Genomic DNA, 22,706 nt, shown 5'->3' with positions numbered 1-22,706 from the left:
TTTGGCGACGCCCCCGCACGCCGGCGCGATCACCATCCTGCGGGCCCGACTCCGCTCGGAGCGCGGCGCCGCCACCGCCGAATACGCCATCACCACGCTCGCCGCAGTCGGGTTTGCCGGCTTACTCGTTGTCGTGCTCCGATCGGGAGAAGTGCGCGGCATGCTCACCGACATTGTTCGCAGTGCGCTCTCCATTCCCTCGTAGCAGCGCGAGGAGAGCCGGCTACCGGCGAGCAGCCACCATTGAGCGATCAGTCAGCTATGAGCGCGGCAGCGTCACCGCAGAGTTTGCGCTGGCGATGCCCGCTGTAGCCCTCGTACTCGTGTGCTGCCTCAGCGGGGTGCAGTTGGCTGGGCTGCAGGTCCGCCTGCAAGACGCGGCCGCTGCTTCTGCGCGCAGCCTTGCGCGCGACGAAAGCTCCGCAGCCGTCGCAGCCACCGCATCCGCCCTCGTCTCCTCCGCACAGCTCACCACTCAACACCGCGACGACCTCGTGTGCGCGACCGTAAGCGCCCCAGCGCGCAACGCACTGCTCGGGCTGCTGCCGATCACCCTCAGCGCCAGCAGTTGTGCGCTCGGCGGAGGCAAATGATGGGCGAGAGCAACCGGATGCGAGACGAACGCGGCGCCGGCACCATCCTTATGGTCGGCCTCGTCGCAGCAGTCATCGCGCTCACCGCTCTCGTCATCCCTCTCTATTGGGCGTTGAGCGTCAAGCACGCACTCGCGGGAGCAGCCGATGCTGCCGCGCTCGCCGCCGCCGACACCGCAAGTGGCCTCATTGCTGGGTACGCGTGCGACAACGCGGCTCGACTCGCGGTCGCAAACAACGCCTATATAGAGGAGTGCACAGTCGATGGGCGTATTGTCACGGTTACCGCAAGTCGCCGGATCCTCGGCATACTGGTCACAACGAGCGCAACTGCAGGCCCACCCCCAACCAGGGCGGATTAGGCAACTGAGCGGTCGGTGTGTGTAGTGTGTCGCTGACAGTGGCGCTGCCACCGGTCAAGTGCGTCATCACCCAAGGAGTCCCGTGTCTGGCACCAAAAAGCTTGTCATTGTCGAGTCGCCAACCAAGGCCAAGACGATTGCCAAGTATCTCGGTGACGACTACGACGTGCTCTCCTCCGTCGGTCACATCCGCGACCTCGTCGAACCCCGCAACCTGCCGCCCGAGCTCAAAAAGGGCTCCCTTGGCAAGTTCTCCGTCGACGTAGAAAACGACTTCGAGCCCTACTACGTAGTCTCAGACGCCAAAAAGAAAACCGTCTCCGAACTCAAAAAAGCACTCAGCGGAGCCAACGAGCTCTACCTCGCAACTGATGAGGACCGCGAAGGAGAAGCCATCGCCTGGCACCTCCTCCAGGTGCTGAAGCCCAAAGTTCCCGTCAAGCGCATGGTGTTCCACGAAATCACCGAAGACGCCATCGAAGCGGCCATCAACAACACCCGCGACGTCGACACCGCACTCGTCGACGCCCAAGAAACCCGACGCATCCTCGACCGCCTCTACGGCTACGAGATCTCGCCCGTACTCTGGCGCAAAGTCGGCCCAGGCCTCTCCGCCGGCCGAGTGCAATCGGCGGCAACCCGCCTCGTCGTTGAGCGCGAACGTGAACGTCTCGCCTTCATCACCGCCAACTACTGGGACCTCATCGCCCAGCTCTCGCCCGACAGCGAAACCAACGGTTTCGAATCCAAACTTGTGCGTCTCGATGGCAAGCGCGTTGCCGCCGGCCGCGACTTTGACGACCGCGGAAACCTCAAAGGTGACGCCGTAGCCCTCGACGAAAAGGCCGCACAAACCCTTGCAGACGCACTGCGGATGCCCAGCACCACCATTGCCGTGAAAACGGTCGAAACCAAGCCATACACGCGTCGCCCCGCAGCACCCTTCACCACCTCAACGCTTCAGCAGGAGGCCGGCCGCAAGCTGCGCTACTCCGCCCGCCAAACCATGAGCGTCGCCCAGTCGCTGTACGAAAACGGTTACATCACGTATATGCGAACCGACTCCTCGTCGCTCTCGCAGCAGGCCATCACGGCGGCCCGCAACCAAGCAGTTTCCCTCTACGGCGCGGATGCTATTCCCGAGAAGCCGCGCGTCTACGCCAGCAAGAGCAAAAATGCTCAAGAGGCCCACGAAGCAATTCGCCCCTCTGGTGACACGTTCCGCACGCCAAGCGAGCTGCAGTCCACGCTGCGCGGCAACGACTTCAAGCTCTATGAACTGATCTGGAAGCGCACCGTCGCCTCACAGATGGCCGACGCCAAAGGCTCAACGGCATCCATCACCATTACCGCAGGTGTTGCACCCGTCGCCGAATTCTCGGCCAGCGGAACCATCATCACCTTCCGCGGCTTCATGCAGGCCTATGAAGAAGGCCAAGACGAAGATCGCAACGCCACCGCCGAGCCCAAAGAAGCAAAACTGCCTCCCCTCAAGGAAGGTCAGACGCTCACCCTTCTCGACATCGAAGCTAAGGGTCACGAGACTAGCCCGCCGCCGCGCTACACGGAAGCAAGCCTCGTCAAGAAGCTTGAAGAACTCGGCATCGGCCGCCCGTCGACCTACGCCTCGATCATTTCCACGATCATCGACCGCGGCTACATCACCCCACGCGGCCAGGCACTCGTGCCCAACTGGATCGCGTTCTCCGTCGTGCGTTTGCTCGAAGAATACTTCGGCGACCTCGTGCAATACGACTTCACCGCCGGCATGGAAGATGACCTCGACCGCATTGCCGGTGGCAGCCAGAACCGCGTCGAATGGCTCAAGTCGTTCTACTTCGGCGACGAGAAATACCGCGGTCTGCGCACCGTCATCGACAACCTCGGTGAGATCGACGCCAAAGAGATCAACTCAATGCGACTCTCGGATGACGTGACCCTGCGCATCGGAAAGTACGGCCCGTACCTGGAAACCCCCAGTGACGACCCCGAGAAGCCTCGCCGCATCAATATTCCCGAAGCACTCGCGCCCGACGAACTCACCCTCGCAAAGGCACAAGAACTCATCGATGCACCCATCATCGGCGACCGCGTCATCGGCATCAACCCCGAAACGGGCAAAGAGATCGTCGCCAAGGATGGCCGCTTCGGCCCCTACGTGACCGAGCTCGAGCCAGAACCTGAACCCGTTCCCGAGCCTGTCGAAGAGATCGACCCCAAGACTGGCGAAGTCAAAAAGGCGAAGAAGCCCAAAAAGGTTGCCGTCGTCAAGCCGCGTACGGCATCCATCTTCAAGACCATGGAACTCGACGCAATCGACCTCGACACCGCACTCAAACTGCTCAGCTTGCCGCGCGTGGTCGGGCTCGACCCCGAAACCGAAGTCGAAATCACCGCGCAAAACGGACGCTACGGCCCCTACCTCAAGAAGGGCGTCGAAACCCGATCGCTCACGAGCGAAGACCTCATCTTCGACATCGATGTAGCCGGAGCCGTCGAACTCTACGCGCAGCCCAAGTACGGCAACCGCGCAGCATCCAGTGCCCTGAAGGAATTTGATGCCGATCCGGTGAGCGAAAAGCCGATCAAGATCAAGGATGGCCGCTTCGGTGCCTACGTGACCGACGGCACCACCAATGCCACCATCCCGCGCGGTGAAACCGTAGAAGACGTCGACTTCGAGCGTGCAGTGCAACTGCTCGCAGACAAGCGCGCCAAGGGGCCGGTCAAGCGCAAGACTGCGGCGAAAAAGCCAGCGGCCAAGAAGCCCGCTGCGAAGAAGCCCGCCGCCAAGAAGCCGGCCGCGAAGAAGCCGGCAGCCAAGAAGCCTGCCGCGAAGAAACCCGCCGTGAAGACTGCAGCCGCGAAGCCTGCCGCACCCGCGGCCGACGAAACCCAGTAGCGTGCCCGGACTCTTCATCACCCTTGAGGGCGGCGACGGTGCGGGCAAGACGACGCAATCGAAGCTCCTCGTGAACTGGCTCGAACAAGTAGGACACAACGTTGTGGTGACCCGCGAACCGGGAGGTTCCGACCTGGGCCTTGAGCTGCGCGAAATCGTGCTGCACCGGCGCGGCGATATGGACCCCCGCGCCGAAGCACTCATCTACGCCGCAGACCGCGCCCACCACATCGCAACCGTTGTGCGACCGGCACTCGAGCGCGGCGACATTGTGGTTCAGGATCGCTACATCGACTCATCCGAGGCCTACCAAGGTGCCGGACGAGTGCTCGGCGCCGACGAAGTGCGCGAGCTCTCACTATGGGCAACTCAAGGGTTGCTACCCGACGTGACTGTGCTGCTCGACCTTGATCCCACCGACGGACGAGAGCGCCTCGACAGCGCGCGCACTCGCTACGACCGACTCGAAGCTGAGAAGCAAGATTTCCATACTCGCGTGCGCGACGCCTTCCTTGAGCGGGCCGCAAAAGAGCCCGACCGCATCCTTGTTGTGGATGCCGCACGCGACATGAACGAAATCGCCACAGCGATCCGTAAGCGCATCCAGATTCACCTGCCGCAACCCGCTTAGACTGAGCGCATGTCGTTGTGGGAAGGCCTAACCGGCCAAGCTGAGGCGATCGCCATTCTCGAAGCCGCCGCATCGTCTTCGGCGTTAGGTAGCACCGGCGAATCGTCGATGACCCACTCGTGGTTGATCACCGGTCCGCCCGGTTCTGGTCGCTCAAATATTGCGTATGCGTTCGCTGCAGCGCTGCTCGGTACTCGCGGCGACGAGACCGAAGAGTCGGTGTTCAAGCAAGTCATGGCACGCACTCACCCCGACCTGGGAGTGCTCAGCACTGAACGCGTCATCATCTCGATCGACGAAGTGCGCAAACTCGTTTCGTCGTCGCAATTCTCGCCCTCAGTCGGTCACTACCGGGTGATGATCATCGAAGACGCCGACCGCATGGCCGAACGCACCTCCAACGTGCTGCTCAAGGCGCTCGAAGAGCCACCACCCCGCACCGTCTGGATTCTGTGCGCCCCCAGCGAAGCTGACCTCATCCCCACCATCCGCTCGCGCGTGCGCAGCGTGCGACTCCGCACCCCCGCGATCGCCGATGTCGCCCAACTTCTGCAAGATCGTGATGGCGTCGCACCCGATATTGCACTGCGTGCCGCGCGTGAAGCTCAAAGCCACATCGGCATGGCGCACCGCCTCGCCACCAATGCAGAAGCCCGCGAACGACGCGAACGCACGCTGACAACTGTTCTCGGCATCCGCTCGGTCTCTGAAGCTGTGATTGCTGCGGCAACTCTGCTCGATCTCTCGAAGGCGGATGCCACAGCCCTCACCGAAGAACGGGACGCCCACGAGCGCGAATCTGCCCTTCGCTCGCTCGGTGTTGCCCCCGGTGGAACCATCCCACCGGCGTTGCGCGCCCAGCTTAAAGTGATGGAAGAAGATCAGAAGCGTCGCGCCACCCGCGGGCTGCGCGACGGTATCGACCGCATTATGGTTGACCTGCTCTCGCTCTACCGCGATATTTTGTTGACTCAGATTGGCGCGCCAGGCGAACTCATCAACCTCAGCATTCTCAACAACATCACCGCAGTTGCTGCCCGCACAACCCCGGTCGCAACGCTCGCGATCATGGACGGGATCGCCGAAGCCCGTCGCCGTATCGAAAGCAACGTTGCGCCGGCACTAGCACTCGAAGCCATGCTCGTGAAGGTCGCGGTTTCGGGACGCGGCGCATGAGCCGCACAGGCCGCACGACCCGCAGCGCCCGTGCCCGTCTCTTCGGCGTAACCTCCGCCGCGCTTGCCGTCTCGCTAATGCTCAGCGGATGCGTGTCTTGGTTCATGCCTCCGGCATCCAACCTGACGTCAACGCCCACTGAAGAAGCTGTGGCTCCGGGGCTTGAGCGTTTCTACCAGCAGGTGCTGGAGTGGGCGAACTGCGGCGATGCCCTGCAGTGCGCCACAGCGGTTGCGCCGGTCGATTGGGAGAACCCTGAGGGAGACACCATCGAGTTGGCTCTCGTGCGTCAGACCGCGCGCGGCAATGACCGCATCGGCTCCTTGCTCGTGAACCCTGGTGGTCCCGGTGGTTCTGGTTTCGATTTCGTCGCCGACAGCGTGGATTACGCCACGAGTGAGGCCTTGCAGTCGCAGTTTGATGTGGTTGGTTTTGACCCTCGTGGGGTGAACCGTTCCACGCCGGTGTCGTGTTACTCAGACCCCGCCGAGCTCGATGAGTACATCTACAGCATCACGCCGGGGGAGAAGGGCAGCGACGAGTGGATTGCTGCTTCCACGGAAACAGCCGCCCAGTTTGCTCAGCGTTGCCTTGAGGAGACCGGCCCGTTCTTGGGGTTTGTCGATACTCCCAGCGCTGCCCGCGACCTCGACATGCTTCGCGCCGCGCTGGGCGACACCACGCTCAACTACTTGGGCTACTCCTACGGAACCCTGCTTGGCCAGGTGTATGCCGAGCTGTTCCCCGAGAAGACGGGAAGGCTGGTGCTCGACGGTGCGGTTGACCCCGCGGCATCCGAATTTGAGGGGACTAAGGCCCAGGCCCAGGGCTTCGAAGGCGCGCTCGATGCGTTTTTGGAAGACTGCGCCGGAGCGAGTGATTGCCCATTCACCGGCTCGACCGAGCAGTCGCGTGCCTCAATTCGCACTCTGCTGGATCGCCTCGATAAGAGCCCCCTCACCAACACCGACGGCCGTCAGCTTGGCAGCGGAACAATGTTCACCGCCATCATCCTGCCCCTGTATAGCCAAGGCAATTGGGCCTACCTTCGCCAACTTTTCACCACCGTCATGCAGGGGGATGCGAGCATCGCGTTTGATCTGGCTGACAGCTACAACGGCCGCGGCCCAGACGGTAGCTACGCCGAAAACCAGACTGAAGCTTTCATTGCGATCAATTGTTTGGATGCCCGCGAGCCTGCAGATGTCGCCCGCATGCATGAGCAGGCTGCCGAGCTTGCAGTCGCAGCTCCCATTTTTGGTCCGCAAATGTCGTACGGCGATCCCGGTTGCGCCACCTGGCCGGTGGAGGCGAAGCGTGACCGCGTGGCGATTTCCGCTCCCGGAGCTGCCGACATGTTGGTGATTGGAACCACGAACGACCCTGCTACACCCTATGAGTGGGCGCAGACTGTTGCCGGCAACCTCGACAGCGGACACCTCATCACGTACAACGGCGAAGGTCACACGGCGTATAACAAGTCGAATGAGTGCGTGAACTCGGCGGTAGAGGATTTTCTGTTGACGGGCGTGGTTCCGGCCGTAGACCCGAACTGCTAGCCACTAGGCTCGGGGCCGTGATGTCCACCAATACTGGTTCCGCTGTTCGTGCTCGCAGGTTCGCCCTTGTGGTTACTGCTGCGGCAGTGACGGTATTGCTGAGCGGCTGCCTAAACATTCTTGATTTGCTTGGCGAGCGTTCTGAGCCGACCGGCGAGACGGTGTCGGCTGAACTTGCCCCGTACTACGAGCAGGTGCTCACGTGGGTTGATTGTGATGACGGCGCTCAGTGCGCGACCGCGACGGCGCCGATGGATTGGGCGAACCCGACGCCGGAGACCGACATCACTCTTGCGCTGGCTCGTCATGTGGCGACTGGGGAGAGCATGGGGTCGCTGTTTGTGAATCCTGGTGGGCCGGGCGCTTCAGGTTTTGATCTCATCCATGACGACGTGGACTTTGCGGTGAGTGCGAACCTGCGCGAGAACTATGACGTGATCGGCTGGGACCCTCGCGGTGTTGGTCGTTCGACTCCCGTGACGTGCCTCGACGATGAGGGTCTTGACGAGTTCATTTTCGGGATTCCGGATTCCGCGGTCGGCAGTGACGAGTGGCTTGCGGAGAGCGAGCAAGTGGCGATCAGTTTCGGCCAAGCGTGCTTCAACAACACGGGTCCGATCTTGCAGTTCATTGACACTCAGAGCACGGTGCACGATCTCGACATGTTGCGCGCGATTGTTGGCGACGAGAAGCTGCAGTATCTGGGCTACTCGTACGGCAGCGATATTGGTTCGTACTACCTCGAGAACTTCCCCGAGAACGCTGGCCGTATCGTGCTCGATGGCGCGACGGATTCGTCAATCTCGGTGTTCGAGGTAGGGCGTGTGCAGACGGCTGGGTTCCAGCGTGCGCTCGAGAACTATTTGGCAGCCTGCCCAACCTCGTTTGATGACTGTCCATTCCCTGGTGGGGTGGATGCCGCCCTGGCGACTATCCGCGAGCTCTATGATCGCTATGACGCGAACCCGATTGCTGCGCCCGATGGCCGCATGATGGATGCCGGTGTCATCGATATCGCGATGAGCACCGCCCTCTATTCTCAGGATTCCTGGCCGTTCCTCAATGACCTCTTCTCGGAGGCAGCACGCGGCGAGACGGACACCGCATTCTTCTTGGCTGATTTCTATTACAGCCGCGACCTTGACGGTGCGTACACTGACAACTCGCTTGAGGCATTTATCGCGATCTACTGCGTTGATTACCCGGTGGAGACTGACGCTGCAGTGTTGGTGAAGCAGCAGGAGCTCATGCGGGAGGCGTCGCCGACGACGTATCGCGACTTCCCTCCAACTGCTGACCTCACGTGCCTGAATTGGCCATACAAATACATTGGCCCCGGCATCACCGAGCTGACGGGTGAAGGTGCACCGCCGGTGCTCATCATCTCGACCACTGGTGACCCAGCAACCCCGTACGAGTGGGGTGTTGCGTTGAGCGAGCAGTTGCAGAGCGCGCAGCTCATCACCAACAACGGTGAAGGTCACACGGCGTACAACGGTGGTGTCGCCTGCATTGATAACGCTGTCGACAACTATTTTGTCAACGGAACGGTGCCGGATGCCGACCCCAACTGTGGCGCCTAACCGCAAGTTCACGGTGACGGCTATGGTGCCCCGAAACTTCGGCTAAGCTATCTTGCTGTGCCTCATGAAAATGCGGCCGGCCGCCTTAGCTCAGTTGGTAGAGCATCTCACTCGTAATGAGAAGGTCGTCAGTTCGATTCTGACAGGCGGCTCCAGAAAGTGCTGGTCAGGGGCGTGTTTGGAAGATTCAATGTCCCCCTATTTGATGTCTAGTGGGCAAAAAGTGGGCAGATCCAACTCACCGGGGTTTCAGTGTGAGGGCGAAGCGGAGCTAGCTGCAGACGATCTTGTCGTAAGCACTAGCTAGCTACGGGCCCTTTTGAACCAATTCGCCTTCTAAATAGCGCTCCATCTCCTATCGAATGAGAAGGTCATGATTCTGATTCTGGCAGGCGAGCGATTAGCCTATTCGATAGGCAAGAAATATCCGAATGTCATCGAGATTCTTGCTTTTCTCCACTTCTTCGGTCGGCAGCGTTGCATTCCGACCAGATGCGTTAGGCGATCTAGAATTAAGCCAAGATAGAACACGGTCTGAACCTTCAAGGTGGCTGTGCCATGAGCTTGTCGTTCGACAGAGTTGAGACGCTAGACCGGCACGAAAGATCGCGGGAGAAGTCGCGGCCTAATATGTCGGCCGTTGAAAGTACTCTCCAATGTATCGTCGGACAGAAAGCAGGAAACAAAGTGCTGAACTCATTGCCAGTCATTGATCTCTTCGCGGGAGCTGGCGGGCTAGGTATTGGCGCAGCGCGGGCTGGAGCGGATCTCCGACTTTCTGTCGATAGCGATCGGTACTCTTGCGAGACCGTTGTCGCTAACCCAGAGTTGCATGGTGGCTCAGCGCTACAGGCTGACGTCACAGAATTGACGGCAGTAGATTTGCGTAGAGAAGCCGGATTGGGTTTGCGCGAGGATGTCGTCGTCATCGGAGGCGCTCCGTGTCAGCCATTCAGTAAGGCTGCATATTGGGTCGACAAAGGCGATGAGGCGGCATATCGTCGGGCTAGATCTCGTGGCCAATCTGCACAGCGCACTACTGAGCCGCTACTGGCGAGGCCGGATAGCAGAAGAACTCTTGTAAATGAGTTTTGGAGGTTAACGAGGGAAGCCGATGCCGCCGCATTCGTCTTCGAAAATGTCCCTAGCATCATGCATCCACGCAACAAACACGTTTTTGAGGCATTGCGAACTGATGCGGAGGCTGCCGGGTACTTCACCCGCACAGTAGTGGCGATGGCTACCGATTTCGGTGCGCCTCAAGCGCGTCAGCGTGTTTTTTTGTTGGGGTCTCGAGAAGCTCAGCCGGAAGCGCCGGCAGCGACACACTTTAAGGCCCCTACGGATGGCCAGCTACCTTGGGTTACTTCTGGGGATGCGCTCAGAAGATTCGAGGGGGAGGAATACTCTGAAGGAAACGAAGAAGTCACAGGGACTTGGGCCTCCCACTTAAAGGATGTACCGCCCGGTATGAACTATAAGTTTCATACATCGTGGGCGGGTCATCAGAACCCCACATTTGAGACCGAAACACGCTACTGGAATTTTCTTCTAAAACTAGATCCGGAACGCCCTTCATGGACAATTCCGGCTAGTCCTGGTCCTTGGACAGGGCCGTTCCATTGGAGTGGTCGGCGTCTGCGAATTAGCGAACTTGCCGCCCTTCAGACCTTTCCGGATGGGTACCATTTTTCGGGCCCTCGTCGGGAACAGGTGCGACAGATTGGGAACGCTGTCCCGTCGGTCATGGCCGAGCAGATGGTCCTGGCTGCAATGAACTCGCTATCAGCCAAGCGGAGTGTCGCGTAGTGGCTCGTTTGAAAGCAGTTAGCGTTTTTTCAGGGTGCGGAGGTCTGGATCTTGGATTCCGAGACGCCGGCTTCGACATCGTACTGGGTGTCGATAGCGACCCGTTTTCTGCAAGAAGTCATGCAATAAATTTTCCGGAATCGGAGTTTTTCGAGGGAAGCATCGCCGACTTCTCCCGGGCTGAGGCTGTAGCGCTAGTTGGCGAGAAGGCACTTCAGGATGTAGATGTTCTGATTGGGGGGCCGCCGTGTCCGCCTTTCTCGAAGAGCCGTTTTTACCGTACTGAAATGCCACGGGCGATGAATGATCCTGTGGGCGAGGTGACTATCAGTGGGTATCTCGAAACGCTCACTTGGCTGCGTCCTAGGGCATTTCTTCTAGAAAACGTGGCTGGCATGGCCTTCAAAGTCCACAGTGAGACGATTGAACACATAGTAGAAACCGCAGAGGCGCTCGGGTATAAGTGTCAGATGAAAGTCCTTAACGCCGCGGACTACGGAGTACCCCAAACTCGACAGCGCTTCTTTTTAGTGGGAACTCTCGATGCTGAATTTTCTTGGCCCTCCGCGTCGCACCGAGATCCTTCACGAGCGGACTCGAGCCTGCCCCCTTGGGCGACCTCCGGATCTGCGATTAGCGATCTGGATACTGAGGAGAATGCTGACGACGCGGGGCATGTAGCCGGCGGAAAACATCGAGACCTTTTGAAGCAAATCCCGCCTGGAGATAACTACCTATTCTTTACCGCGAAGCGGGGCCATCCGAACCCGCAATTCGAGTGGCGGAAGCGGTATTGGTCCTTCCTGCTAAAGCTGAGTCCTGATATGCCGTCGTGGACGATCCAAGCTCGGCGATCTAACAACATGGGCCCGCTCCATTGGAAGAATAGAATCCTCCGGATCGAAGAAGTCAAGAGACTTCAGACGTTCCCGGACGACTGGTACCTTGACGGCAAATTAGAGCAACAATGGCGCCAAGTTGGGAACGCTGTCCCTCCGCAGCTTGCTCGGGCGTTGGGGAGAGAGCTCTCAAGCACTCTTGCGTTGCAAGTGGGCAAACCAAAAGCGGCTTAAGCTCCGCTCTATAAAAGGGGAATCGAAATGTCAGACGTCGCGCCAAAGTTGTCGCCCTCGGCATTGGAGGATCATATCTTGCAGTCTTTGCGCGCTAGCGGCCGCACCGTGTTGCTCCTGCCAGCCAACAGGCCGAAGCCGATGAGGGTTCTCCTTGGACCGCTCGGAGACGAAGGTGCAACAATTCTCCGCATTTACGCTTGGAATGTGACGCACGGGGGAGGGGCCGCACGAGCCCCCAACGAATACCGGATTCAACTCACGGGCGAGATGCCCGAGAACGTTCCCGGAGAGACAACTATCGTTCTAGGCTGGAGCTCGACATTTCGTACTTTCGCCGGGTGGGACGCGACGGTCCACGGTCATCGGTCATCCAACTCTCCTTCGCTTCAAATTCGCGAGGAAACGTTAGTGTCTGCGAATTCGATCGGGCTAGCGGCAGCTCTTCGAAATAGCGACGATGTGGTGGTTGCTTTTCGAGCTGAACTACTCGCCGTTTATTGTTTGAATGCGGAAGAGATTCACAGTGATACTGCGGCTGAAATTGCTGAACTGCTCAATGAAATCGCTGCTTCTGCTCACGATGTTGTCGAGGATACGCAACCGGACCCGGTCACGGAATCTCGACACAAAATTGCTCGAGTGGTCACAACCAATTTTCGAGCTTGGGACTTTGGTCGTCGAATTAATTTGGCTTATCGCGGAAGGTGCTCGGTGTGCACAATTCAGCTGGCTCTCACTGAAGCTGCCCACATTATTCCCGTCGCTTGGCCCGGAAGTACGGATTTGACCAGTAACGGATTGTCCCTTTGCCGGAACCATCATCGCGCCTACGATGCGAATTTGCTTTCGATCACACCAGGCTACGTGGTCGAAATCTCAGCGCTTCGAGGACGGTCTCTGCGCGCCGCCTCCTTGGAGGGTGGGCTTGATGAACTTATGGCTTTCGATGGTGCAACATTGGCAGTAGTGCCGGATGCGATGGCGGATCGTCCACGACCCGAGTTTCTGAACACAGGGCGTGAGGCGCGTCGATGGGTCGGTTGATGAGGCTTTAGGGAATACGTTGGCGCGGTGTGGGAGCGGAGAATACTGAGCTCGTCTGGAGCGGAACGTAGCCCGATTAGCCTGACATTCGTGCGGACCGAAATGAAAGATCGATCATTCATTTAGAGCGTCACCAAGGAGCGCGCCGGTTGCCAGCGTCAGGATGGCGCGAGGCATGTTTAGTGGGCAGCTAGTGGGCAAACTCATCTAGTTCGTCCCCGTATTCCATGGCACAACATTGCACTTGATAGTTCAACTTCCGCCTAAACACTGGTGACTTCGCAGTTTCGTGCAGGCAAACGCAATCTGCTGAAATGATCTGCTCCCTCTCGTCATGAGAAGGTCGTCAGTTCGATTCTGACAGGCGGCTCCACCAGAAATGCGTGTCAAAGTAGGGATCGGAACAATCCGGCCCCTACTTTTATGCCCTGTGAGGTATTTGCGCCCTCTCGCGGGTAGCTCCCATGCCAGTCTCTTAAACTGACGTCATGAAATACCGCAACGAGCCGATCTACACAGCAGCGATCGGTGCCGGGCGCGCCATGTTCGGCGCCCTACGAGTACGCCGCACCGTTCTCGGGGCGCAGAACCTCCCCGATGCGGGTGGGGCCGTCATAGCTATGACTCACTTTGGGTACCTGGAGTTCGCCCTTGTCGAATGGGCAACGTGGCTGCATAACCACCGCCGCATCCGTTTCATGGCGAAGAAGAGCGTGTTCGATAAGCAAGTGGTTGGTTCGTTGATGCGCAACATGAAGCACATCCCGGTCGATATGAAGGCCGGAGCTAGCGCATACGCCGCCGCCGTCAAAGCCCTGCGGGCGGGCGAGCTGATCGGGGTATTTCCCGAAGCCGGGGTGAGCGCGTCATTCACGATCCGTGACTTCAAGACCGGAGCTGTGCGCTTGGCGGCAGAAGCCGGTGTGCCCCTCATTCCCCTCGCAGTGTGGGGCGGACAACGCCTCATGACCAAAAACCGCAAGATCTCGTTGCGTGAGCGCTTCGGCGTGCCCATCATGACGGTCGTCGGCGAGCCGATCACGGTGACGGCGGCGGATGACGCGGTGGCAGCCACGGCGCGGCTGAAAGCGACCATGGAGCGCCTCCTCGAGAAAGCGCAACAGGCTTACCCGCTTGATGGCACTGGCCAGTGGTGGCAGCCGCGTCACCTCGCGGGCACAGCCCCCACCCCAGAGGAGGCGGCAGCAGCCGACGCCGAGCGTGAGCTACGGCGGACGCAGTCTCCTCGCAAGCGTCGGTAGAAGCGCACACCTTCGCCTCTCTCACTGGGCAGCAGAAATTATCTTGCGTCGCATGATCATGCAAGGCGCTCTCGGTTGCTCCCCAGCCTGCGGTGTTAGCGTCGACGACCGATCGAGATCGGTGGTCCGAATAACGTGCGACCGCGTCGAGCGCTGCGCGGCAGTGTCCCCAACTGGGGTCGCTCCGTGGAAGGTATTAGCAGCCGGTCTGCTTAAGATTGAAATAACCAACGACACACGACCGCGGCTTGACTCCACAGAGAGAACTGCGTTCTCCTTCACCAAAATGGCAAACCCGGTGCGAACCGGCGACGCAAAGCCACGGGACCCCACAAAGGTTAGCCGGGTTGCTGAACTGAAAACTTCTACTTTCCATGCGCAGAAACCTCCCCATTGATACCGCTTCCGCAGCCGACACTGTCATCGAAGCCCCCGATTTCGACCGCCCGCCGATGCCGGTGACGGTTGTCGGAAGACAGAACGCGGTTCGGAGATGGTTTTCCGCATCCGTCCTGCGCGCGGGAGTCGCAGCAGGAGAAAGACGTGCTCGGGATCTTCCTAGCCCCACCGACCATCCGAGTGGGCACGCACGGGGCGCGAACAGCCAGCGTTTGCTCCTCGTGGGATCTGGACCGGCAGTTGGTTGGGGAGTCACCAGCCATGAGCTCGCCCTGCCCGGTGCCCTCGCCCGAGCGCTGTCAAATCTCACTGGTTTCGGCTGCACGGTAGATGTCATGGCCGACCCGAGCATGGACGTTGCGGGCGCCCTTGACGCGATGACGTCCGTTCCCTCCCATCGCTACGATGCGGTGATTGTCACGGTCGGGGTAAACGACGCGCTGACTCTTACGCCGCCTGAGGAGTGGAGCCTCCGGTTACGCGAAATGTTGGAAGGCTTCGCGGCCAGTTTCCCACCGGATTCGCCGCTCTTTGTGGTGGGCATTCAGCCCATCGAATCCATCCCCCTCTTCAGTGCCAGGGTCAGCGCCACAGCTGATGCTCATGCCCGCCTTCTCAACCAGTTGACTATGGATCTGACATCGCTCGACCCTCGGGCCGTGTATCTGCCGCTACAGCCTCCTTCGGCTCAGGATGATCCCCCGCGGGATGACCGGTACCGCACAGGGCAGGAGTACGCCCGTTGGGCGTCACAACTCGCGCCCCAGATGGTTGCCCACCTTGCTGGCGGCCCACATGACACCCGCGATAGAGGCACTCCGATTCCCGGGGATGAAAGCGACCGCCAGCACGCTGTCGACCTTCTCTCTGCTGCTGCCATCGACTCTGAGCTCACGCTTAGCCTTAATCGGATTACTTCCCTAGCCAATAGCGCGTTTCATGCCCAAACGGCGCTCATTACTGTCCTCGGCCCGGACTCTCAATGGAATCTCGCCCAATCCGGCCCTGGGCTGGGGAAAGTACCGCGCCATCTTTCCCTCTGCGAAACGACGATCGAATTCGGCAATGTCCTCGTTATTCCTGACACGCTCGCGGATTCACGATTTCGCGACAATCCTCTGGTCACTGCCGGCCCACAGATCCGCTTTTACGCAGGATTCCCCATAGAGGCACCCTCGGGCGAACGGATTGGGGCTCTCTGCGTCATAGACACGCAACCCCGTGGCCAGAACGATGACCTAAACGAGCCACTCCTGAGAGAACTGGGGCTCATGGTGCAAAAGGAATTCTGGCACCACCTGCAAGATCACGGACCGTCGCCGTCCTGACTAACCCCATTCATGGTGCCAGCGCGGATGCCCCCTCCCAACTCCGGAGGCTGCCACGGTTGAATTCGCCGGCAAGCACCAAACCTGAATTTCGGGCCACCTAGCTGTCCCCCAAACAGAGGATAGAAGCGTCACCCAGACCCCCCTTTAACGGGTATTTCCGCATGTTTCCGGGGTTTTTCTCTTGCTAACTGGTTATTTCGCGCCTAACTTTGGGCCTAGGACGCAGGGGGAACTGCGTCCAATCATTCGTCTGGGGGACGATTTTCATGGGGAGAGTTCCGTTCTTAACGGCGGCATTTACTGTCGTATTAGTTGGGGTAGTTCCATTCGTCGGGGGAGGCGGACCGGGTCTCACCGACATCGCAACCGCCAACTCGGCGGCGCGTTCACCGCTGTTCGCATCGACGGCCACTGGCCCGATTGAACAGTCGACACAGGTTGTTGCCCTCGCCAGTGTCGAACGCATCACTGAAGCATCGCTCGCCGCAGAGCTCAAGGCAGAAGCCAAATCGCTTACGGTCGACTCCGAACACTTGGCGCAAAAGGTTGTGCCCAAGCCAAAACCGAAGCCAGTCGTTGTGGCATCGAGTGGTGGCAACGCCTACGTACAGCAGATCCGCGCAGCTTATGCGGCAGCAGGCCGATCCTGTCCAGGCAACGTCGGTGGCAGCGTTCCGGGTGCACCGAGCCGCAGTTCGTCACAGGGCGTTCCCGGAACAACCTCTGGAGACCTCGCATCCTTCGCTTACGCCTACAACTCGATTCGCGTAGCTAACTGCTTACAGCCATTTGCGCTGTCGAAGTTTCGCTACGACTCCTGCATGGAAGATCGCCTCTTCTGGATGGCCGAATCACCCAGCTCGAACCCGCTAGATGGTTGGGGCCACAACGGCACCAAGCGCTCAGATGGCGTTCCGGCACGAGGCTGCGATGGCAACTTGGCTGGTGGCTCAGGCAACAGCGGAGCTACAGTCGCCTCCAAATGGTGGGCATCCAGCGCACACCGCGCATCGCTTTACCGCCCCGGTGCCAGCACCGGAGGGGCATGCATCGCTTTCGCGATGACCCACGGCGGCATCGACGAGCCCTACAGCTTCACCCGTGCAGCAGCACGTTGGACTTATTGCTAATTACTCACGCAATCGCTGATTCAGTCATCCGGGTACGATAACCGGGTGACTGAATCAGCTAGCAGTGAGCCGAAGGCGCCAGGAGGAATACGAGCGCTAATCGCAAAACACCCCACCGGATTCACGGTGGTGGTCGCGGCCGTAGTTTTTGTACTGCTTGCCGCTGGAGCAGTATTCGCCGGAATTTCGGTTGGCTCCGCCAACTCGGCAGCTGATGTCACCCCAGACGAAGTCACTGCTGAGCAGCGGAGCCAACCGGATGTTACACCTGCCGGAACGTCTGTGCGCACGTGTTCGGTAGAGAATTTTGCCACAGTCGCAACGTTCCCCAGCTTGGTTGGTGTCGTAACGGATGCTGCCACGGGTGAAGTGCTGTGGAGCCGCTCGGGAAGCAAAGCGGCAAGCCCCGCGCACATCGTGACTGCTCTCACCGGGGCAGCGGCGCTGCAGGCTCTCGGCCCAGACACTCGCATCAGCACCAAGGTGATCGATGGTTCTACACCGGGAACGATCGTTTTGGTCGGTGGCGGTGACCCGACGCTCGCCACAACAAATGCGTCGTACTACCGCGATGCCCCCCAGATCGCAGATCTCGCCTCGCAGGCGATGACCCGTTACGAAGAAATCAACCCCGGCGTACCGATCACGCAGATCGTGCTTGATTCCACTCTGTGGAATACCAGTGATGCGTGGGATTCGAACTGGCCTGAGCGGGAACGCACCGGCGGCTACCATGCCTACGTCACCGCGCTTATGGTCAACGGTGACCGCGCCGACCCCACGGTCGCCATCAGTCCGCGAGGCACCGACCCCGTGAAGTCTGCTGGCGAAGCATTCGCACAAGCGGCTGGGCTGCCAGGAGTCACATTCTCCACGGGTGCGGCAGTCGGCACCACGGTGCTGGCCGAAGTGAAGTCGCAACCGGTGAGCATTCTCGTCGAGCAGATGCTCATCAGCGGTGATGATTCCCTTGCCGAATCTTTGGCCCGCCTCGTCTCCAAGAAGCTCAATCTCAACGGGTCTGCATCCTCCCTCGCTCAAGCAATTCCGAGCGCGTTGACGGATGCCGGACTCGAGGATGCCGCAACGATCACCATCACCGACGGCTCAGGTCTGAGCCCCAAAAACCAGGTACCGCCACTTTTCGTCGCACAATTCATGGCTGAAGGGGCTTCAGGTTCGGGGGCGATTGGTGCCGCCTTTGCGATGCTTCCAATCGGGGGCAAAAGTGGCGACCTCTACAATCGCTTTGAAGGGGATGCTGCTGCGGCATCCGGTCAGGTTGCGGCAAAGTCTGGGTGGACTAACCAAGAGCACTCACTCGGTGGTGTGGTGAATGCGGCAGACGGCACCGAACTTGCCTTCGCTTTCTATGCGATCGGCGAGGGGATTTCTCGTGATGCTCGCAGCGCGCTCGACAACCTCGTCGCTGGCGTATACGCGTGTGGCAACAATCTCAGTAACTACTAACCAGACCGACGTACACTTAAAAAGTGGTTGCTGCACTGTTCGTAATCGACGTTCAAAACGACTTCACTGAGGGTGGCGCTCTCGGTGTTGCAGGCGGTGCTGCCGTCGCGGGCGACATCACTAACTACTTGTGGGCAAACGCGGAGCACTACTGCGTGGTAATTGCATCCCGTGACTGGCACGACGCCAACAACGACAATGGTGGCCACTTTGCTACGGATGCCGAACCCAACTTTGTTGATACCTGGCCTGTTCACTGCGTGGCTAACACCGATGGTGCCGAATATCACCCAGCGCTCAACACCCAGCAGATCAGTGCTCATGTGCGCAAGGGGCAGGGTGTGCCCGCGTACTCGATCTTCGAAGGTGTCACCGATGACGGTGAGGCCTTGCCAGCACTGCTTGATCGTCTCGAGATTGATCGCATCGATATTGCCGGGCTCGCCACCGACTACTGCGTTCTGGCGTCTGCACTGGACGCCGTAGCCACGGGCCGTAAGGTCACGGTGTTCACTGACCTGATTGCTGGCGTCGCGCCTGAATCGAGTGCTGCGGCACTTGTCACAATGAAACAGGCGGGCATCATGCTTGTGCCCGACGATGAGTGACTCTGACGAACTAACACTCCCCGGTTTCATCGCCGAATCTGACGTGCTGCCACCGAGCAAGAATTTGGGTGTGCGTTTGCTGGCGGTGCTCATCGGCCTCGGCCTTCTTATCGGGATCGCTGTTGCTGGTGGTGCCGCTGTGCTCGCCCTGATCTGGCCTGATCGCGCCGGAATGTGTGACTCATCGGCTGGGTCGTGCCGTGACCTCACTGTTGAACAAATAGCGTTGTTCTCCGCAATCGACTTGCCGGCGACTGCGGTGATCGAAGACGCCCAGTATGCGCGGGTTGACGCCTCCGGTCTGCTGTACGCCACAGTGGTTTTGGCTGCGGGCGACGCAGACCCGCTGCGAAACGGTGACTACCGGGTGTCTCCGTCACTGTCATGGGCTTCAGAGGCTGATGCGCTGATGCTCGACAATCTGGTGCTGTACGAGGGTGTTGAAGCCGTCACGGGGCCGGGCCACGAGGCCGCGAGCGGTCAACGTGCTGATGGCCGCACCGTAATTCTCATTCGCGTTTCTCGGGCAATCTAGCGTGCCCGTCATCCCCGTTACTGAACTCAGCGATCCGCGCCTCGCCGATTACTCACATCAGACCGACGTCGCGCTACGCAAGGCTCAGGGGATTGAACACGGGCTCTATCTGGCAGAATCTGCCCTCGTGCTGCAACGCGCGCTGCGTTCTGGCCACCGGGTGCGCTCAGTACTGGCGCTCGGCACCTCTGTCGACGAGATTGTTGAGCTTGTCGGCGACGACGTACCCATCTTCACGGGAGATGGTTCGCTGCTGGCCGAACTCACTGGCTACGTGCTGCACCGCGGCGTGATTGCCTCGATGCACCGTCCACCTTTGCCGACCCCGACCGAGCTGCTGGCGGATGCCCGACGTATCATCATTCTCGAAAACGTCGTTGACCCCACCAACGTTGGCGCCATCTTCCGCTCCGTCGCCGGCATCGGGGCGGATGCGGTGCTCGTCACGGAGCAGTGCTCCGACCCGTTCTACCGCCGCGCGATCCGTGTCTCGATGGGAACCGTGCTTCAGGTGCCGTGGACCCGCATCGGCAACTGGACAGACACTCGCGCGCTGCTCACGGCATCCGGGTTCCAGGTTGCGGCGCTCGCTCTCGAAGAAGGTGCTGTTTCGCTGCGTGACTATGCGGCGGATGCTCCCGAGCGGGTTGCGCTCGTGCTTGGCACCGAGGGCCACGGTCTCACCCGCGAGGCCATTGACGTTGCGGATACGATCGTGCAGATCCCGATGCGCCACGGCATTGATTCGCTCAACGTTGCCGCGAGCGCTGCGGTGGCGATGTTCGCGCTCGCTGTCGAGTAGGCCGCTGGCGCGTTCGAGCTGACGCACGCGAAACGGCCGCGCGTCAGCCTCAAGCGCCGCTACACCAGCAGCTGATGCTTCGCGAGGTCCTTGTAGAGCGGGGTCGACTTCACGAGTTCGGAGTGGGTACCAACGCCGACAACCTTGCCCTTGTCGAGCACGACGATCTGGTCGGAGTCGACGACGGTCGAGAGACGGTGGGCGATCACGATGAGCGTGCGGTTCTCGGCCACGGCGTCAATGGCTTCGCGGAGCATCTGCTCGTTGAGGCCGTCCAAGCTGGAGGTCGATTCGTCGAGCAGCAGAATCGGGGGAGCTGCGAGCAGCGTGCGGGCGATAGCGAGACGCTGACGCTCACCACCGGACAGCATCACTCCGTCTTCGCCAACAGCGGCATCCAACCCAGCCGGGTTGCGTTCGAGCACACCGGTGAGGTTCACGGCGGCGATGACCTTGACGCAATCGTCGTCGGTCGCGTTGGGTGCACCGATCAGAAGATTTTGGCGGATGGTGCCGGCGAGCACAGGAGCGTCTTGTTCGACGTACCCAATTTGCGCGCGCAGCTCTTCACGATTGAGACCACGGAGGTCATCGCCGCCCAAGCGCACTACGCCACCCGTGGGATCGTAGAAGCGCTCGATGAGGGCCAGAATGGTGCTCTTGCCGGCGCCCGAGGGTCCGACGATGGCGGTGCGTTCGCCGCGATTCACCGAGAAGCTGACTCCGCGCAGAACCGTGAGGTCAATTTCTTTGGTGTCGGGTTCGGTGCCGGCGTGCTTGAGCTCGGCCAGTTCGGTTTCAGCTTTGACGAGCACTGAGTCGCGGGGGTAGGAGAACTCGACGTCATCGAAAGTGATTGCGGCATCCGATTCGATGCTCGCGACGGCAACAACGTTGGCGTCAGATTCGAGCTCGCTGGGCAGCTTGATGATCTCTTGGATGCGGCCGAGTGCACCGAGCGCCTGGTTCACGGCGGTGACCGCGCCGAAGGCTTGGCCGAGCGGCATGATCATGAGGAACAGGAACAGGATAAACGCCACGAGGTTCGCGACAGTGATGGCACCGCTGGCGACGCGGTATCCACCAACACCGAGCACAACGAGGAACGACACCTGCAACGCGATTCCGGCGATCGGAACAACGAGCGCCGAGATCTTGGCGACACTGATTCCCATCTTCCACGCACCGAGCGCATCCTCGTTCACGGCATCAATTTCACGCTCAGTGGCATTGGATGCTCGCAGCGTTCGCACTGCGGAGATGGCACGCTCCACGGCAGCAGCCAGGTCGCCGACCTTGCGCTGCGCTTTCTGGCTCGCCACGCGGATGCGGCGCGACAGAGTCGTGACGGTCACGACCGCGATGGCGATCACGAGCACGGTGAGGCCGAGGAGCACGGGGTCGATGATGAGCATCGCGATGAGCGCACCGATGAAGGTGATCGAGCCACCGATTGCTTCAACGAGGCCTTGCGTCAGCACTGCACGCAGCAGGGTCGTGTCACTGCCGACACGGGAGACGAGGTCACCAGTGCGGCGGCGGTCGAATTCGGAGATGGGGAGGTTGAGCATCCGGCTCACCAAACGGCGACGGCTCGAGAGCACGACGCCTTCACCGGTGCGCTGGAGGAGGTAGTGCTGGTAGCCGCTGATGAGGCCCGACACGATGACAAGACCGACGAGCAGCCACACGAGCGTGCCGAGTGATTTGCCGGCCTCGACGATTGTGATGACCTGGCTGACAAGGAGTGGCTGCGCGAGCGACGCGCCGGCACCGAGCACGCTCAGAATGATCACGAAGATCAGAACCTTGCGGTGCTCCAGAAGGTACGGGAACAGTTCGCTGAACTTGGCGCGGGGGCCATCGTCGGGGTTGTCGCGTGATCCAGAACGTCCGCGGCGAGGTGCAGAAGTGTGTGAAGTCGAGCTCATGAGATTTCTCGTTGTCCCAAAAATGTAGGGCGAAGGTGCCGCGGGTGTTCAACGGCATCGGCATCAGCAATCAGCCTCTAAAACACTAAGCCTTCTGTCTGAGCGCTGCGTACAACATCCGGTGTATCTGTGGGGATGGTGCTACTCCGCTGGGAGGTCGGCGGGGAGGTCGCGGAAGGGCGCGGCGAGCCGAGAGTGAAGCACCGCGTGTGCGCGAGCTAGAAGGACTGCGGTGCGGCGAAGATGCCGACGACCGCAAAAACCGCACCGCGAACGGCGAGCGCCCACAAGAAAGGTGGGGCAGCACTCGTGAGTCGAATGCCGATCGCCAGCACCAGTCCGGCGACAACAACGCCTCCACCGATGGGGCCAGCAAGGTTCGGGGAGGGTAGCGGGCGGCCTAGATGTACTGCCCAGAGAGGTTAGTTAACCGGCTGATGGGTGGGTGGCCTCCGATTGCAGTGTGGGGCCTGTGATGATTGTATTCGTGAAGCCAGGCCGGG

Annotated in this window: 19 protein-coding genes, 1 tRNA gene, 1 pseudogene and 1 riboswitch; of the genes and pseudogenes, 19 read left to right on the top strand and 2 right to left on the bottom strand. The window is 60.2% G+C overall.

The features are described 5' to 3' along the window. The first annotated feature begins 1 nt into the window (after window position 1). The 19 genes from ABD112_RS12385 (at window position 2) to ABD112_RS12300 (ending at window position 20,272) form a co-directional block, all read left to right on the top strand. Window positions 2-205 carry a DUF4244 domain-containing protein gene (locus tag ABD112_RS12385; protein WP_343926293.1) on the top strand — a complete coding sequence of 68 codons (204 nt, stop codon included), beginning with the start codon at window positions 2-4 and terminating at the stop codon, window positions 203-205. After that, on the top strand, window positions 183-593 hold the full coding sequence (locus ABD112_RS12380) for a TadE family type IV pilus minor pilin (RefSeq protein WP_343926291.1): 411 nt from the start codon (window positions 183-185) through the stop codon (window positions 591-593). The genes ABD112_RS12385 and ABD112_RS12380 overlap by 23 nt, the downstream gene beginning before the upstream one ends. Beyond that, complete coding sequence (locus ABD112_RS12375; protein ID WP_343926289.1) at window positions 590-955, top strand: Rv3654c family TadE-like protein; 366 nt, start codon at window positions 590-592, stop codon at window positions 953-955. The genes ABD112_RS12380 and ABD112_RS12375 overlap by 4 nt, the downstream gene beginning before the upstream one ends. Window positions 956-1,037: 82 nt before the next feature. Continuing rightward, window positions 1,038-3,857, top strand: a complete 2,820-nt coding sequence (gene topA, locus ABD112_RS12370) for a type I DNA topoisomerase (RefSeq protein WP_343926287.1) — start codon at window positions 1,038-1,040, stop codon at window positions 3,855-3,857. 1 nt (window position 3,858) lies between these two features. After that, a complete protein-coding gene (tmk, locus tag ABD112_RS12365; protein WP_343926285.1) occupies window positions 3,859-4,488 on the top strand; it encodes a dTMP kinase in 630 nt (209 codons plus the stop codon). Between the two features lie 9 nt (window positions 4,489-4,497). Then, on the top strand, window positions 4,498-5,664 hold the full coding sequence (locus ABD112_RS12360) for a DNA polymerase III subunit delta' (RefSeq protein ID WP_343926283.1): 1,167 nt from the start codon (window positions 4,498-4,500) through the stop codon (window positions 5,662-5,664). Next, the gene (locus ABD112_RS12355) at window positions 5,661-7,223 is read left to right on the top strand and encodes an alpha/beta hydrolase (RefSeq protein ID WP_343926281.1); all 1,563 of its coding nucleotides are present in this window, start codon (window positions 5,661-5,663) and stop codon (window positions 7,221-7,223) included. Before ABD112_RS12360 ends, ABD112_RS12355 begins: the two co-directional genes overlap by 4 nt. A gap of 20 nt (window positions 7,224-7,243) precedes the next feature. After that, window positions 7,244-8,806, top strand: coding sequence for an alpha/beta hydrolase (locus ABD112_RS12350; protein WP_343926294.1), 1,563 nt, complete (start codon window positions 7,244-7,246; stop codon window positions 8,804-8,806). A 79-nt stretch (window positions 8,807-8,885) separates the two neighbouring features. After that, a tRNA-Thr gene (locus ABD112_RS12345) sits at window positions 8,886-8,961 on the top strand. A 403-nt stretch (window positions 8,962-9,364) separates the two neighbouring features. Further along, entirely contained in the window at window positions 9,365-10,615 is a 1,251-nt protein-coding gene (locus ABD112_RS14650; RefSeq protein ID WP_425563841.1) for a DNA cytosine methyltransferase, read from the top strand. Continuing rightward, a complete protein-coding gene (locus ABD112_RS12340; RefSeq protein WP_343926279.1) occupies window positions 10,615-11,688 on the top strand; it encodes a DNA cytosine methyltransferase in 1,074 nt (357 codons plus the stop codon). Before ABD112_RS14650 ends, ABD112_RS12340 begins: the two co-directional genes overlap by 1 nt. A 27-nt stretch (window positions 11,689-11,715) precedes the next feature. Continuing rightward, the gene (locus ABD112_RS12335) at window positions 11,716-12,735 is read left to right on the top strand and encodes an HNH endonuclease (protein ID WP_343926277.1); all 1,020 of its coding nucleotides are present in this window, start codon (window positions 11,716-11,718) and stop codon (window positions 12,733-12,735) included. Between the two features lie 488 nt (window positions 12,736-13,223). Beyond that, window positions 13,224-13,997, top strand: a complete 774-nt coding sequence (locus tag ABD112_RS12330) for a lysophospholipid acyltransferase family protein (RefSeq protein ID WP_343926275.1) — start codon at window positions 13,224-13,226, stop codon at window positions 13,995-13,997. A 278-nt stretch (window positions 13,998-14,275) separates the two neighbouring features. Then, window positions 14,276-14,352: riboswitch (cyclic di-GMP riboswitch) on the top strand. 19 nt (window positions 14,353-14,371) lie between these two features. Then, entirely contained in the window at window positions 14,372-15,724 is a 1,353-nt protein-coding gene (locus tag ABD112_RS12325; RefSeq protein ID WP_343926273.1) for a GAF domain-containing protein, read from the top strand. A 269-nt stretch (window positions 15,725-15,993) separates the two neighbouring features. After that, window positions 15,994-16,857, top strand: a complete 864-nt coding sequence (locus tag ABD112_RS12320; RefSeq protein WP_343926271.1) for a hypothetical protein — start codon at window positions 15,994-15,996, stop codon at window positions 16,855-16,857. 45 nt (window positions 16,858-16,902) lie between these two features. Next, complete coding sequence (locus ABD112_RS12315) at window positions 16,903-18,327, top strand: D-alanyl-D-alanine carboxypeptidase/D-alanyl-D-alanine-endopeptidase (protein WP_343926269.1); 1,425 nt, start codon at window positions 16,903-16,905, stop codon at window positions 18,325-18,327. A gap of 23 nt (window positions 18,328-18,350) precedes the next feature. Further along, window positions 18,351-18,935, top strand: a complete 585-nt coding sequence (locus ABD112_RS12310; protein ID WP_343926268.1) for an isochorismatase family protein — start codon at window positions 18,351-18,353, stop codon at window positions 18,933-18,935. Beyond that, window positions 18,928-19,470 (top strand): hypothetical protein, encoded by a 543-nt coding sequence (locus ABD112_RS12305; protein WP_343926267.1) that lies wholly within the window; start codon window positions 18,928-18,930, stop codon window positions 19,468-19,470. The genes ABD112_RS12310 and ABD112_RS12305 overlap by 8 nt, the downstream gene beginning before the upstream one ends. Window position 19,471: 1 nt before the next feature. Further along, entirely contained in the window at window positions 19,472-20,272 is an 801-nt protein-coding gene (locus tag ABD112_RS12300) for a TrmH family RNA methyltransferase (RefSeq protein ID WP_343926266.1), read from the top strand. A 59-nt stretch (window positions 20,273-20,331) separates the two neighbouring features. On the opposite strand, the gene ABD112_RS12295 is transcribed toward ABD112_RS12300, so the two are convergent. Further along, window positions 20,332-22,203, bottom strand: a complete 1,872-nt coding sequence (locus ABD112_RS12295; RefSeq protein ID WP_343926264.1) for an ABC transporter ATP-binding protein — start codon at window positions 22,201-22,203, stop codon at window positions 20,332-20,334. Between the two features lie 400 nt (window positions 22,204-22,603). Further along, window positions 22,604-22,706, bottom strand: a pseudogene (locus ABD112_RS12290) (IS481 family transposase); the annotation flags it as partial.

Source organism: Rhodoglobus aureus (assembly GCF_039527955.1).
GTDB classification, from domain to species: domain Bacteria; phylum Actinomycetota; class Actinomycetes; order Actinomycetales; family Microbacteriaceae; genus Rhodoglobus; species Rhodoglobus aureus.
This window is presented reverse-complemented; position numbering and strand designations above follow the sequence as displayed.

Bases quoted from the DNA above. Each gene is read 5' to 3' on its own strand.
- ABD112_RS12375 (WP_343926289.1), top strand. From the start codon at position 590: ATGATGGGCGAGAGCAACCGGATGCGAGACGAACGCGGCGCCGGCACC.
- ABD112_RS12360 (WP_343926283.1), top strand. From the start codon at position 4,498: ATGTCGTTGTGGGAAGGCCTAACCGGCCAAGCTGAGGCGATCGCCATT.
- ABD112_RS12355 (WP_343926281.1), top strand. From the start codon at position 5,661: ATGAGCCGCACAGGCCGCACGACCCGCAGCGCCCGTGCCCGTCTCTTC.
- ABD112_RS12350 (WP_343926294.1), top strand. From the start codon at position 7,244: ATGTCCACCAATACTGGTTCCGCTGTTCGTGCTCGCAGGTTCGCCCTT.
- ABD112_RS14650 (WP_425563841.1), top strand. From the start codon at position 9,365: ATGAGCTTGTCGTTCGACAGAGTTGAGACGCTAGACCGGCACGAAAGA.
- ABD112_RS12335 (WP_343926277.1), top strand. From the start codon at position 11,716: ATGTCAGACGTCGCGCCAAAGTTGTCGCCCTCGGCATTGGAGGATCAT.
- ABD112_RS12330 (WP_343926275.1), top strand. From the start codon at position 13,224: ATGAAATACCGCAACGAGCCGATCTACACAGCAGCGATCGGTGCCGGG.
- ABD112_RS12325 (WP_343926273.1), top strand. From the start codon at position 14,372: ATGCGCAGAAACCTCCCCATTGATACCGCTTCCGCAGCCGACACTGTC.
- ABD112_RS12320 (WP_343926271.1), top strand. From the start codon at position 15,994: ATGGGGAGAGTTCCGTTCTTAACGGCGGCATTTACTGTCGTATTAGTT.
- ABD112_RS12305 (WP_343926267.1), top strand. From the start codon at position 18,928: ATGAGTGACTCTGACGAACTAACACTCCCCGGTTTCATCGCCGAATCT.
- ABD112_RS12295 (WP_343926264.1), bottom strand. From the start codon at position 22,203: ATGAGCTCGACTTCACACACTTCTGCACCTCGCCGCGGACGTTCTGGA.